This window comes from Bradyrhizobium sp., from assembly GCF_035652035.1.
Taxonomy (GTDB): domain Bacteria; phylum Pseudomonadota; class Alphaproteobacteria; order Rhizobiales; family Xanthobacteraceae; genus Bradyrhizobium.
Genome location: NZ_DASREO010000102.1, coordinates 60,164 through 73,650, shown reverse-complemented (window position 1 = coordinate 73,650; position 13,487 = coordinate 60,164). Strand labels below are relative to the sequence as shown.

At 61.7% G+C, this 13,487-nt stretch carries 12 protein-coding genes; 9 read left to right on the top strand and 3 right to left on the bottom strand.

The window, feature by feature from the left end:
• Positions 1 to 34: 34 nt before the first annotated feature.
• The 6 genes from VFB05_RS28930 to VFB05_RS28905 all read left to right on the top strand — a co-directional run bounded on the left by VFB05_RS28930 (position 35) and on the right by VFB05_RS28905 (position 6,503).
• Positions 35 to 850 (top strand): creatininase family protein, encoded by an 816-nt coding sequence (locus VFB05_RS28930; protein WP_325018956.1) that lies wholly within the window; start codon positions 35 to 37, stop codon positions 848 to 850.
• Between the two features lie 86 nt (positions 851 to 936).
• Positions 937 to 1,215 (top strand): metal/formaldehyde-sensitive transcriptional repressor, encoded by a 279-nt coding sequence (locus VFB05_RS28925; protein WP_325018954.1) that lies wholly within the window; start codon positions 937 to 939, stop codon positions 1,213 to 1,215.
• 7 nt (positions 1,216 to 1,222) lie between these two features.
• Positions 1,223 to 2,251 carry a CDF family Co(II)/Ni(II) efflux transporter DmeF gene (gene dmeF, locus VFB05_RS28920; RefSeq protein WP_325018951.1) on the top strand — a complete coding sequence of 343 codons (1,029 nt, stop codon included), beginning with the start codon at positions 1,223 to 1,225 and terminating at the stop codon, positions 2,249 to 2,251.
• A 372-nt stretch (positions 2,252 to 2,623) separates the two neighbouring features.
• Complete coding sequence (locus VFB05_RS28915; protein WP_325018948.1) at positions 2,624 to 3,325, top strand: MgtC/SapB family protein; 702 nt, start codon at positions 2,624 to 2,626, stop codon at positions 3,323 to 3,325.
• Between the two features lie 114 nt (positions 3,326 to 3,439).
• Positions 3,440 to 5,173: an ABC transporter permease subunit gene (locus tag VFB05_RS28910; RefSeq protein WP_325018945.1), complete on the top strand. Its 1,734-nt coding sequence runs from the start codon at positions 3,440 to 3,442 to the stop codon at positions 5,171 to 5,173.
• 19 nt (positions 5,174 to 5,192) lie between these two features.
• The gene (locus VFB05_RS28905; RefSeq protein WP_325018942.1) at positions 5,193 to 6,503 is read left to right on the top strand and encodes a nitrate/sulfonate/bicarbonate ABC transporter ATP-binding protein; all 1,311 of its coding nucleotides are present in this window, start codon (positions 5,193 to 5,195) and stop codon (positions 6,501 to 6,503) included.
• A gap of 135 nt (positions 6,504 to 6,638) precedes the next feature.
• On the opposite strand, the gene VFB05_RS28900 is transcribed toward VFB05_RS28905, so the two are convergent.
• Positions 6,639 to 8,264, bottom strand: a complete 1,626-nt coding sequence (locus tag VFB05_RS28900; protein WP_325018940.1) for an FMN-binding glutamate synthase family protein — start codon at positions 8,262 to 8,264, stop codon at positions 6,639 to 6,641.
• Positions 8,265 to 8,532: 268 nt separating this feature from the next.
• A complete protein-coding gene (locus VFB05_RS28895; protein WP_325018938.1) occupies positions 8,533 to 9,405 on the bottom strand; it encodes a patatin-like phospholipase family protein in 873 nt (290 codons plus the stop codon).
• 215 nt (positions 9,406 to 9,620) lie between these two features.
• Here VFB05_RS28895 and VFB05_RS28890 point away from each other — a divergent pair, with 215 nt between their 5' ends.
• Positions 9,621 to 9,953, top strand: a complete 333-nt coding sequence (locus VFB05_RS28890) for a DHCW motif cupin fold protein (RefSeq protein WP_325018936.1) — start codon at positions 9,621 to 9,623, stop codon at positions 9,951 to 9,953.
• A 68-nt stretch (positions 9,954 to 10,021) separates the two neighbouring features.
• Here VFB05_RS28890 and VFB05_RS28885 read toward each other — a convergent pair whose 3' ends face one another.
• Complete coding sequence (locus tag VFB05_RS28885) at positions 10,022 to 10,795, bottom strand: ferredoxin--NADP reductase (protein WP_325018934.1); 774 nt, start codon at positions 10,793 to 10,795, stop codon at positions 10,022 to 10,024.
• A 330-nt stretch (positions 10,796 to 11,125) separates the two neighbouring features.
• Here VFB05_RS28885 and VFB05_RS28880 point away from each other — a divergent pair, with 330 nt between their 5' ends.
• Positions 11,126 to 12,127: a hypothetical protein gene (locus tag VFB05_RS28880; protein ID WP_325018932.1), complete on the top strand. Its 1,002-nt coding sequence runs from the start codon at positions 11,126 to 11,128 to the stop codon at positions 12,125 to 12,127.
• Complete coding sequence (locus VFB05_RS28875) at positions 12,120 to 13,436, top strand: bifunctional folylpolyglutamate synthase/dihydrofolate synthase (RefSeq protein ID WP_325018930.1); 1,317 nt, start codon at positions 12,120 to 12,122, stop codon at positions 13,434 to 13,436. Before VFB05_RS28880 ends, VFB05_RS28875 begins: the two co-directional genes overlap by 8 nt.
• Positions 13,437 to 13,487 lie beyond the last annotated feature (51 nt).

The window sequence follows — 13,487 nt, the reverse complement described above, 5'->3', positions numbered from 1 at the left end:
ACGATAGAAGGCTCATACAAACTATCTTTGCGCCATGACTTCAACCCTCCCGCCCCGCGATTACGCCGACATTGGCCGGCCTGAAGCAGCCGGTATCGATCGCGCGCGCTGGATTGCGGTCTTACCGCTGGCAGCAACCGAGCAGCATGGGCCGCATCTGCCGTTTGAAACCGACGTCTTGATTGCTGAGGCCTATCTGGCGCGGGTGCGCGAATTGGTCGCTGACGTCTTGCCCGTCACTTTTCTTCCGATCGAGCGCATCGGGATTTCCTCCGAGCATACCGACTTCCCCGGCACGCTGACGCTCGCGCCCGAAGTCGCCATTCAAAGCTGGATGACGATCGGCAAGGCCGTCGCGAAGGCCGGCATCAGGAAACTCGTGATAGTCACAAGTCACGGCGGCAACAGCGCTGCGATGAGCCTGGTGGCGCAGGAGTTGCGCACGCACGACAAGATGCTGGCCGTGACGACGTCATGGGGCCGGCTCTCGGCGCCGGAGACACTGTTCCCGCCGGAGGAAATCGAGCACGGCATTCATGGCGGCGCGGTCGAGACGTCGATCATGCTGGCGCGCCATGGCGAACGCGTGCGGCGCGATGCAATCGCCAATTTTCGCCCCATCACGGTCGCCATGAAAAAGGACTTCCGCTGGCTCTCCGCGCAGCGCCCGGCGCCCTTCGCGTGGCAGACCCAGGATCTTCACCCGAGCGGCGCCGTCGGCGATGCCACTCAGGCCACCGCCGAAAAAGGCGAGCGCCTGATCGATCAGGGCGCGCGCGCTTTTTGCGAATTGCTCGCCGAGGTCGACCACTTCGACCTGCAGCTTTTGTCCAACCGCCCAAAGACCTGAGCCTGTTCCGAGCGCGGCCGGCCAGCGCAACGGCGTGTCCTTCCGCCGAATTGACATAGCATAGGGGGGTACCCTATAAATGCAACATGTCCCACACCATCAAAGAAAAGAAGAAGCTGATCGCCCGCGTCGGCCGGATCCGCGGCCAGGTCGAGGCGATCGAGCGGGCGCTGGCCGAAGAAGCCGGCTGCGAGCGCATCATGCACATGATTGCGGGCGTCCGCGGCAGTGTGGCCGGGCTGATGGCCGAGGTGGTCGAGGATCACATTCGCACCCATCTGGTTGACCCGGAAACGAATCCCGGCGCCCTCAATCGGGAGGCCGCCGACCAGCTCATCGATGTGGTTCACACCTATCTGAAGTGAGGGGAACATGACGGACCAGGGCTCGGCCTTTCAGGCGTCGCCGCACAGCCACGTTTTTCTGGGCGACGATCATGCCCGCGCCGAACGGCGAACATGGGCGGTCATCGTCCTCTGCACCGTCATGATGGTGGCCGAGATCATCGGCGGCGCGCTGTTCGGCTCGCTCGCCTTGATCGCCGACGGCCTGCACATGTCGACCCATGCGGGCGCGCTGCTGCTCGCGGCGCTCGCTTATACCTTTGCGCGCAGATATGCGACCGATCCCAACTTCACCTTCGGGACCGGCAAGTTCGGCGATCTCGCCGGCTATTCCAGTGCGATCGTGCTCGCGATGATCGCCCTTCTGATCGGCTATGAGGCGGTGCTTCGCTTCCTCAATCCGGTTCCGATCGCCTTCAACGAGGCGATCCCGATCGCCGCGCTCGGGCTTCTGGTCAACATCGCCAGCGCCTGGCTGCTGGCCGGCGGCCATCACCATGGTCACGAGCATGGACATGGTCACTCTCACGGCCACGGCCATTCGCATGGCCATGCCCGTGCCCATGATCACCCGCACGATCATGAGCACGATGACGATCACCATCATTCACACGAAGATCACGATCGGCGGCATCTCCGCGACAACAACATGCGCGCCGCCGTCATTCATGTCGCTGCCGATGCCGCCGTCTCGGTGCTCGTGATCGCCGGGCTACTGCTGGCGCGCACCTTCGGCTGGCTCTGGATGGACCCGCTTGCCGGCCTGATCGGTGCGCTCGTGATCGCAAGCTGGTCGGTCGGACTCATCCGCGACACTGGCGCCATTCTGCTCGACCGCGTGCCCGACCCCGGCATGGCCGACAAAGTGAAGCGGACAATCGAAAGCGAGGGCGACCGGATCACCGACCTGCATCTCTGGCGGCTCGGACCGGGGCATCTCGGCGCTATCGTCTCGGTCGCAACGTCGGCGCAGCGCGAGCCTGCACATTATCGGCAGCGGCTGGCGCGCTTTGCCGACCTGTCGCACGTCACCGTCGAGGTCCAGCGCCTCGGATAAATCTGCGGTTGACAGCTGATGGAACCGGGCGTAGGTGCCGCACATCCCTGTTACATTACTGTCAAACAAATCCTTCAATCCTGACAAGCAGCCGTATCAAGCAGCCATGGGCAGTACCACCTTCGGCACCGTCATCCCGGTCATGACCGGGTTTACGGAGCCGGCAACATCAAAGATCGATCGCGCTCGCTTTGACCGCGTGAGGATTGGCGGTTCCGCTTAAGAGGACCGTTCGCTCACCGGCCTGCCGCGCTGATCGCGGAAGTGGACGTGAGCGATGTTCATCAAGAACAGCAGAGAATTTTCGTCGGCCCCGTTTTGCGCGGGCGTTCGCCATGTCCGCCATCTGCAAGCCGAAAAGGGAATCCGGTCATGATCGCCTCGATTGATCAGACCGCGCTCAACCTCGGCGTGGCGACGCTGCTCGGCGCCTGCATCGGCTTTGAGCGGCAATGGCGCCAGCGGATGGCGGGCCTTAGGACCAACACGCTGGTCGCAATTGGCGCGGCGAGCTTTGTCGTCTTCGAAAGCCTGTTTCCTGGCGAGGCAAGCCCGACCCGGGTGGCCGCGCAGGTCGTCTCAGGCATCGGCTTTCTTGGCGCGGGCATCATCTTTCGCGAGGGACTGCAGGTCTCCGGCCTCAACACCGCGGCGACCCTGTGGTGTTCGGCGGCGGTGGGACTGCTCGCGGGCAGCGGCCATCCGCTGCATGCGGCGGCGGCAACCGCGTTCGTCGTGCTCGTCAACCTGACCCTCCGGCCGCTGGTCCGGCTCATCAACCAACAACCGATCATGCAGGCCGAGACCGATTTTCGTTACAGCGTCCGCGTGGTCTGCCGAAGCCCCGAGGAAGCCCATGTTCGCGCCTTGCTGTTGCAAGGCGCCGGCAGCGGCCATCTCAGCCTGCGGCAGCTCGACTCTACCGACCTCGAGGAAAGCGGACGCGTCGAGGTCAACGCCATGCTGACCTCACCGGTCAAGAACGATACCGTGCTCGAACAGGTCGTCGGCCGGCTCAGCCTCGAGCCGACCGTCTCAGCCGCAAGCTGGAGCGTCGGCCCCATTCTGGACTGATCACATGACGAAGACTTGCAATTGCGAAAATCCGATGCTCTTTCAGGCCTCCGCCCGACGCAAATCCCATCCTAGACGCAGCCTCTCGCCAGACACTCAACCAAGGCAGCACGCATGACGTTGAACGAGATCTTCACGCCGAGACTGGGGCAGGCGCTGCGGCCGAACGTCTGGGACGTGGTCGCGCTGATTCTCGTGACCGGCGCAATGGTGCTGATCGTCTATGGCGGCGAGCAGACCACGCTGCCGCTCTCGGCGCTGGACGCTGCTCCTGTTTCACTCGATCCGATCCATTTGCCGCTCTATGCGCTGCGCACGACGATGCGCATGCTGCTCGCGATCGTCTGCTCGATCATCTTCACGCTTGGCTATGCCACGCTGGCCGCCAAGAGCCGGCGGGCCGAGATGGTGCTGATCCCGCTGCTTGATATCCTGCAATCGGTGCCAATTCTGGGCTTCCTCACCTTCACCGTGGCCTTTTTCCTGAATCTGTTTCCGGGCCAGGTGTTCGGCGCTGAACTCGCGTGCGTGTTCGCGATCTTCACGAGCCAGGCCTGGAACATGACCTTCAGCATGTACCAGTCGATCCGCAACGTGCCGAAGGACCTCGACGAAGCCACGCAAAGTTTCCACCTGTCGGGATGGCAGCGGTTCTGGCGGCTCGACGTGCCGTTCGCCATGCCGGGCCTGATCTGGAACACGATGATGTCGATGTCCGGCGGATGGTTCTTCGTCGTGGCATCCGAGGCGATCACCGTCGGAAACACCACGGTCACCCTGCCCGGTATCGGCTCCTACGTCGCGCTCGGCATCGAGAAGCAGAATCTGCCGGCGATCGGCTATGCCATCCTGACCATGCTGCTCGTCATCATTGCCTATGACCAGTTGCTGTTCCGTCCCGTGGTGGCCTGGGCCGACAAATTCCGCTTCGAGCAGACGGCGTCGGAAAATCCGCCGACGTCCTGGATGCTCGATCTGTTTCGCCGCACGCGCGCGCTGCGCGCGCTGACCGTGCCGTTCGCCGCCACCAACAAGATCTTTTCGAATCTGCAGGTCAGGCTCCCGGAAACGTTACGGATACCTTTCAAGCCTCGGTCATCCTCGCGCGTGATCGACGCGCTCTGGCTTGCGCTGATTGGGGTCGCGACCTGTTACGCCGGCTGGCGCGCCTATCAATTCATGTCGACGACGCTGAGCCCCTCGGACGTTCTTTTGGCCGTGCGGGATGGATTCATCACGCTTGCGCGCGTGGTCGTGCTGATCGCGCTGGCGTCGTTGATCTGGGTACCGATCGGCGTCTGGATCGGGCTTCGCCCAAAACTCGCCGAACACGTGCAGCCGCTGGCGCAGTTTCTGGCCGCCTTTCCGGCCAACCTCGCCTTCCCGGTGTTCGTGGTGATCATCGTGCGCTATGGGCTCAACGCCAATATCTGGCTCAGCCCGCTGATGATCCTTGGCACCCAGTGGTACATCCTGTTCAATGTGATCGCGGGCGCCAGCGCCTTCCCCACCGACCTTCGCGAAGCGGCAGGCAGCTTCCATCTGCGCGGCTGGCGCTGGTGGGTCAAGGTGATCCTGCCGGGAATCTTTCCCTATTACATCACCGGCGCCATCACGGCCTCGGGCGGATCCTGGAACGCTTCGATCGTGGCGGAAGTGGCGAGCTGGGGCGACACCCACCTGAAAGCCACCGGCCTCGGTTCCTATATAGCGCAGGCGACGGAAGCTGGAGATTTCCCCCGCGTGGTGCTCGGCATTGTCGTGATGTGCGTCCTCGTCACCCTGTTCAACCGCCTGCTCTGGAGACCGCTCTACGCTTTCGGAGAACGCCGTCTTCGCCTCGGATAATGTGCTAAGGGAAATCCCCATGCTCGATACCTCTAAACAAGCCAACCTGCTCGATATCCGCGGCGTCTGCCGGTCCTTTCCAAAAGGCAGCGGCGAGGAAATCCTGGTGCTCGAAAAGGTCGACCTGACCATCCGTTCCGGCGAGATCGTCGGGCTGCTCGGCCGCTCGGGATCCGGCAAGTCGACGCTGCTCCGCATCATCGCGGGCCTCGTTGCGCCGACCTCAGGCGATGCCAAATGCCGCGGCGAAACCATCGTAGGACCGCCGAACGGCGTCTCCATGGTGTTTCAGTCGTTCGCGTTGTTTCCGTGGCTGACGGTGCTGCAAAACGTCGAGCTCGGCCTGGAAGCGCTGGGCGTCGATGCCGCCGAGCGCCGCAAGCGGGCGCTGGCCGCGATCGACCTGATCGGCCTCGACGGATTCGAATCCGCCTATCCGAAGGAACTGTCCGGCGGCATGCGTCAGCGCGTCGGCTTTGCCCGCGCACTGGTGGTGCACCCGGATCTGCTGTTGATGGACGAGCCGTTCTCGGCGCTCGACGTATTGACCGCTGAGACGCTCCGCACCGACCTGATCGATCTCTGGATCGAAGGCCGCCTGCCGATCAAGTCGGTCTTGATGGTGACCCACAACATCGAGGAAGCGGTCTTGATGTGCGACCGCATCCTGGTGTTTTCATCCAATCCTGGCCGTGTCGCCGCCGAGATCAAGGTCGACTTCCCGCATCCGCGCAATCGCCTCGACCCGGCCTTCCGCCAGCTGGTCGACAGCATCTATGCGCGCATGACGCAGCGTCCCGAGCCGAAGGCGCCGGCACTCGAAGGCATCCAGGGCACCGGCGTCGGCATGATCCTCAATCACGTCTCCTCCAACGTGCTGTCGGGCCTGATCGAGACGCTCGCTGCGCCGCCCTATAACGGACATGCGGACTTGCCGGTTCTGGCCAACCACCTGCAACTCGAGGCCGATGAAATCTTCCACCTCGGCGAATCGCTGCAACTCTTGCGTTTCGCCCAGTTGAGCGAAGGCGACCTGATGCTGACCGATGCCGGGAAACGGTTTGCGAATATGGCGACCGACGCGCGCAAAAAGCTGTTCGCCGAGCACATGACCAACTACGTACCGGTCATCGGGCTGATCCGCCGGGTGCTTGACGAGCGGCCGTCGCATACCGCGCCCGAGGCACGTTTCCGCAACGAGCTGGAAGACTATATGAGCGAGCAGGCCGCCGACGAAACGCTCAAGACGGTCGTGTCATGGGGACGTTATGCGGAGCTGTTCGCCTATGACGAGCAATCGGAAACATTCAGTCTCGAAAATCCGCACTAATTCCAGCTGTCGTCCCCGCGCACGCGGGCGACCCATACGCAGCAGTGTTTTGGGCATGATGGCGGACGGCTCGTCACGCAACGAACGCCGGTGGTTATGGGTCCTGCTTTCGCAGGGACGACTACGTAACTCTCTCTAGATCGCCGGCGCGAAAGTGTCCGGCCGCGCCATCGCCCAGGCGTCGACGAAGCGGGCATCGCTGGTGCCGTCGATCAATTCGCCCGGACGAAGCGCAGGGTAGAGTTTTGCGAATGTCCGCACCTCGGTCGTCGACGTCCGCTGCGCGAAGTGGATCGGCCGCAGATCCTGCGGGTGATCGAGACCCGCAGCAGCCAGAAGCTCCGCCAGCGCGTGCAGCGTGGCATGGTGATAATTGTAGACCCGCTCGATCTTGTGCGGCACGTACAAAGCGCGATTGCGCGTCGGATCCTGCGTGGTCACCCCGGTCGGGCAGCGGTCGGTGTGGCAGCTCAGCGACTGGATGCAGCCGAGCGCAAACATGAAGCCCCGCGCCGAATTGCACCAGTCGGCGCCGATCGCCATCGCGCGCGCCATGTCGAAAGCGGTCGCGATTTTTCCCGATGCGCCGATGCGAATGCGGCTGCGTGCGTTGATGCCGACCAGCGCGTTGTGGACGAAATTGACCCCTTCGCGCATCGGCATGCCCAGGTGATCCATGAATTCGAGCGGCGCCGCGCCGGTGCCGCCTTCGTTGCCGTCGACCACGATGAAGTCGGGATAGATGCCGGTTTCCAGCATCGCCTTGCAGATCGCCAGAAACTCCCAGGGATGGCCGATACAGAGCTTGAATCCGGCTGGCTTGCCGCCGGACAGGCGGCGCATCTCGCCGATAAAGGCCATCATTTCGAGCGGCGTCGAAAACGCACCGTGCGTCGCCGGCGAAATGCAATCCTCGTTCATGGCGACGCCCCGGATCCGCGAAATCTCCTCCGAGACCTTGGCCGCAGGAAGCACGCCGCCGTGACCGGGCTTGGCGCCCTGGCTCACCTTGAGCTCGACCATCTTGATCTGGTCGTCGGTCGCGATGCGGGCAAATTCGTCCGGGTTGAAGGTGCCGTCGCGATGGCGACAGCCGAAATAGCCCGAGCCGATTTCCCAGATCAGGTCGCCGCCCATTTCGCGGTGATAGGGACTGACGCCGCCCTCGCCGGTGTCGTGCGCGAAGCTGCCTTTCTTTGCGCCTGCATTCAGCGCGCGCACCGCGTTGGGGCTCAGCGCACCGAAACTCATTGCGGATATGTTGAAGACGGATGCCGAATAGGGCTTGGCGCAGTCCGGCCCGCCGATCGTGATGCGGAATTTCTGATTCTCGTGAACCTTCGGCGCAACCGAATGGTGAATCCATTCGTAGCCTTCGCGATAGACATCCTCCTGCGTGCCGAATGGCCGCTTGTCGAGCACCATCTTCGCCCGCTGGTAGACGACGGCGCGCGTATCGCGGGAGAACGGCATGCCGTCCTTCTCGCTCTCGAAAAAGTATTGCCGCATCTCGGGCCGAATTTCTTCGAGCAGAAAACGCAGGTGCGCCGAAATCGGATAGTTGCGCAGCACCGCGTGACCCTTCTGCGTCAGGTCGCGAATGCCGAGCAGCGTCAGCGCGCCAAAGATCACCAGCGGAATGAGGACGATGTCGAACGCCTTGTGGTCGACGATGCCGATGCCGAGCAGCAGCGCTGTCACCACCGAGCAGATCGTCAGGATGATGAAGCGTGGCGAGAACGGCAGCATCAGCGTTTCCATGGGGCCCTCTAAGGTTCTTTGTCAGCTGGTTGTTATCGCGAACAATCGAAACACGATATCGGCGGTCAACAGTCACGGATATGACAGGTACCGGCTTTACGAAATTCCCGGAAGCTACCGAATAAAGTGCGGCCGGATCAATCCGTCGCCCTACCGGGACCGGTGTCCCGGTTCTGACATTCGTATCATAACAGCCACTTTTGCACTGCAACGTAGTGACCTGGCGATGGCGCCTTCGCAGGGGCCGGATCAGCAATCAATTCGACGTTCAGTGGCTGTGCGTTCGCAGTTCGCCCGGAATGCGCTTTTTCTCCAGGCCATGATTGGCAAGCCAGTGGTCCGTGCTGCGGATCGACCGCTCGATATGTTCCGACGTCAACGAGAAATCGTAGGGCGACCCCAGCAAGGGGCACAGAGGCGGCACCACCACGTACTCGATGTCGGGTGGAAGCTCTTCCAGATCGTTCACCAGCTGCCGCGCGATCAGAAGCGTCAGCGCGTGCAGCGCATTGGCGACGGCGCCGACCGGCGGCTTGTCGGCCGCACAGGCATAACCGGTCGGCAGGATGATGAGACGGCGCGCGCCCTTCTCGACCGCGACTTTGACCGGCGTATTGGCGGAGATGGCGCCGTCGGCGAGGTAACGGTCCTTATACGGCACGGGTGCAAAGGCGCCGGGTATGGAGGTGGAGGCGACGATCGCTTCCACCGCTGGCCCAGCGGAAAGCACGACGCTTTCCCCTGACACGATGTCGGTGGTGACGATATGGATCGGAAGCCGAGCGTCCTGCAGATTGCGAAAAGGCAGATGATCCTCGAGCAGCTTGCGAAGGCCGTCATGGGAAATCAGGAAATCGCGGCGCCAGATAAATCCCAGAAGCGTCCGCCAGGTGATCGGGAATACGTCGTGCCGCGTTAGCCCGCGCCAGATCGTCTCTAACTCGAGAACGCCTTTCAGCGTGGGCGCCCCGGCATAGTAGGCGCCGTTGATGGCGCCAACGCTCGAGCCGACCACCATGTCGGCGGAAACGCCGCTCGCGACGAGCGCGTGCAGCATCCCGACCTGGATCGCACCGAAACTGCCGCCGCCCGCGAAGACGAACGCCGTCTTCGCCCTGTCGTCCTGCGTTGACGCGGACAAGGATCATCCCCCCGAAAGTCAGCACGTCGCCTGATCAGGCCCGTGTCATTTTGGAGAAACTATAGCAAAGGGGTTTGCGCCCTGCATTATTAAGAACAAGTGTTGCCAGGAGGCCTGATGGCTAAGTGCTCGTGATGTTCCGATGAGAAAATCGTGACATTGACGCGCCAATCGATATGGTCCGGCGCAACGCCCAAGTTTTCCGGATATTGCCAATGAAGATTCCAACCCTGCCCTTCACGGTCACCAACTGGAGCCAGGTCGCACCGACGACGCATCCCGGTGAGAGCGGTCAGGCGATCTGGCGCACGCTCGACATTGGCGACATCCGCGTCCGCATGGTCGAGTACACGGCAGGCTATCTCGCCGATCACTGGTGTGATCGCGGCCACGTGCTTTATGTGCTGGAGGGCGAACTGCACACTGAATTGCGCGATGGCCGCAGTTTTACGCTGCGACCCGGCATGAGCTATCAGGTGTCGGATTTCGGCGATGCCGCGCATCGCTCATCGACCAAGACGGGTGCGAAGCTCTTTATCGTCGATTGAGTTGTGCTGATTTTTTGATCGTCATTCCGGGCGTGCGTCAGCACGAAACCCGGAACGACAAATGAAGCTTAGCGTTCCACAAACGCTTTCTCGATCACGAAGTGTCCGGGCTCTGAGTGATTGCCTTCCGAGAACCCGCGCTCGTCGAACATCTGGCGCAGCTCTTCCAGCATCGCCGGGCTGCCGCACATCATGATACGGTCGCCTTCGATGTTCAGCGGCTCCTGGCCGATATCGTTGAAAATCTGCTTTGAGGTGATGAGGTCGGTGATGCGGCCGCGGTTGCGGAAAGGCTCGCGGGTGACAGTCGGATAGTAAGTGAGCTTGTCGGCCAGCAGCGGCCCGAACAATTCGTCTTGCTGCAGGTTGGCAACCAGTTGCTCGCCATAGGCAAGCTCCGAGACCTGGCGGCAGCCGTGCACGAGCACGATCTGCTCGAACCGGTCGTAGACGTCGGGATCCTTGATCAGGCTGGCGAACGGCGCGAGCCCGGTCCCGGTCGACAAAAGCAGCAGGCGATTGCCGGGAAGAAGGTTGTCAGTGATCAGCGTGCCGGTGGCCTTGCGGCCAACCAGGATGGTGTCGCCTTCCTTGATCTTTTGCAGGCGCGACGTCAGCGGACCATCGGCGACCTTGATCGAAAAGAACTCGAGTTCTTCCTCGTGATTGGCGCTCGCCATCGAATAGGCGCGCAGCAGGGGACGACCGTCGACCTCGAGCCCGATCATCGCGAACTGGCCGTTCTGAAAGCGGAAGCCGGTGTTGCGGGTGGCCCGGAAACTGAACAACGTATCGGTCCAGTGCTGAACAGAAAGAACCTTCTCTCGATGAAACGCGCTCATCTCTTTATCCGCTTCCGTTTGGCTGGGGGACCAACAAGACTTGCCGCTCAAATCTGCGGAAGCCTCTGTGGCGATTGAGGAATTACGGCCGTTCAAGTAGCCAAATTTCGGCCGATGTCAAGATGCTGCAGTGCGGGATGACCGCTCGAAAATTGCAGATCGGACGGCCTAAACGGCCCCCTGGCCAAAACCTTCTCTACGGGGCTCTTTCGGCGCAATGAACTTGCAGAAAGAACCGTCCGTTCGGGAGATTAATTGCCGCACCGAGGTCAAAAAATTCGTTAGAGATGTTCATCAAAAATGCGGGAATGGCAGCTCACCCGATATTGCATGCGAAAGCTGGACGAATTTCGCGCGGAAAAGCCCGCCTTTTATCCGGATCAGGCGGTCTACGCAGCCTGGTCATGCGCCGAACTCGGACTTGGGTTTGAGGACATCGAGGGCGGCACCGGGCTCCTCTTCCGCGTCACCTCGAAAGGCCAAGCGGTGCATTTCGGCGCCGGGCGCTGCTCCTGGTATCCGCAAAACAACGCGACCGCAGCGACGCTTGCGTCCGACAAATATTTTGCCAACCGCATTCTTGAGGAAGCCGGCGTCGCAACACTCGGCGGCGATTATTTTTTCTTGAACGCCCGGCATCGCGCGTTCCGCCCCGAAGGACATGAGCGTGAGGACGCTTTCAAATATCTGGAAAAGCTCGGCTCAAAGGCCTTCGTCAAGCCGCTGACGGGATCGCGCGGAGATTTTGCGCAAGTCATTCGCGGCGAGGAGGCGCTCTACCGATACCTTCTTGTTGTCGCGGAACATTACGACGCGGTGCTGGTGCAGCCGGTGACGACCGGTCAGGAATATCGGATCTTTCTCCTCGACGGAGAAGTCGTCTATTCCGCCCGCAAGTTTTCGCCCACGCTTGTCGGCGACGGCGCTCAAAGTCTGCGCGAGCTTCTCTCAGCGCACAACGCGCTTTTGAAGGCGAGAGGTCTTTCGCTGATCGATCCGTACGTGATTGCGTCATCACTTGACGACGTCCTGCCGGCAGGCGGCCTGTTTCAAATCAAAGGCCGCACGAACCTGAGCGCCGGCGGCCGCATGGCGTTCGAGACGCCTGCCGACACCGCGCTGGCGATGGCAAAGCAAGCTGCACAGGCCTTGGGATTGCGCGCAGCTGCGGTTGACCTGTTTACCGATGTCGATGGCGATCCTGACGCGATCCGGGTCATCGAGGTCAATTCCAATCCATCGATCCGTTTGCTGGAGGAATTGGACCGGCCCGACTTGATCCTGAAGATCTGGCGCCGCAGCTTTTCGGCGGTTGATCTCATAGATGTTTGACCTGCCGAAATACGGCAAAGGCATTTGCCTTGCGCGAATGGCCGAACTGCTCGAGGTACTCGGCGTTGACCGCGCCCGCTTGCAGGATCGCTCGGTCGCGATAACCGGTTCGAACGGCAAGGGCTCGACCGCGGCCTTTTGCGCCTCCATCGGCCATTCCTATGGCCTGTGCACGGGCCTGTTCACCTCACCGCATCTGTTTCGCGTCAACGAGCGTTACCAGATCGATGGCGTGCCAATTGCAGACAACGAGCTGGATGAGTTGGCTGGCCGGGTCACATCTGCGATCGCCGCAGTTTCAAAGAGGCGCAACGAGCAATTCGGCGCGTTCGAAGCCATGTTCGCGCTGGCGTGTCTTTACTTCCAGGAAAGCGATTGCGAGCTCCTGGTATTCGAGGCCGGAATTGGCGGCCGCTACGATCCGGTGCGATTGCTGAGAAGCCGCCTGACCGTGGTGACGTCGGTCGACTACGAGCATGTCGAGCTACTCGGCAATTCGCTGGAATTGATCGTCTCCGACAAGAGCGACGCCTGCGCCGCTGACGGAACGATCATCTATGGCGAGAACTGTCGCGCCTTGCGGCCGCAGATCCTCGAATATAACCGCAACCGCAATGTCGAGAGCCTGTTTGTCCGCGACGAGATCGCCATCGGTGGCGAATCAATCGCGGCACAAAGCCAACGCTTCGATTTCCTCTTTGACGATCATCATTTTCGAGCGCTGGATGTTGCCTTGCCCGGCGGCTTCCAGCTCAACAATGCCGCGATTGCGGCTGCGTTGTTCACGCGGTGGCTTAGGCGTACGCGGCCCGGCGAACCCGATTCCGTCATCGAGATGGCGGTGCGGAAAGGGCTGCGAGAGGCACGCTGGCCTGGCCGGCTGGAGACGATCGCGCAGGATCCACTGACCGTCATTGACGTCGGCCACACGCCCGACGGCATCCGGCAATCGCTCGCCGCACTGCGCCGAATTTACGGCGAACGGGACTGGATTCTCGTCGCCGGCGTTTCCCGCGACAAGAAAGCCGAGGAGATCGCGGCCGCGCTTGCGATCTCCTTCGACACCATCATTTGCACGGCAGCGCATCACAAAGGCGGCGACCCGGCCGCGCTCGCCGCGATCATGCGCAAGATCAACCCGCACGCACGGATCGAGATCGCCGCGACCATCGAGCAGGCTTTCAAGGCGAGCGTGGCGCTGGCGAGATCGCTGAACCGGCGGATCTATGTCGCCGGCGGATTATTCACCGCGATCGAATACGCCGCCGTGGCGCGCGGGCTGGATGCGACGAAATTGTCTTTCTTCTGACCGCTTTGGCGACAGGTAAGGATTCATTAACCATAACTGGCCGATGGTCGG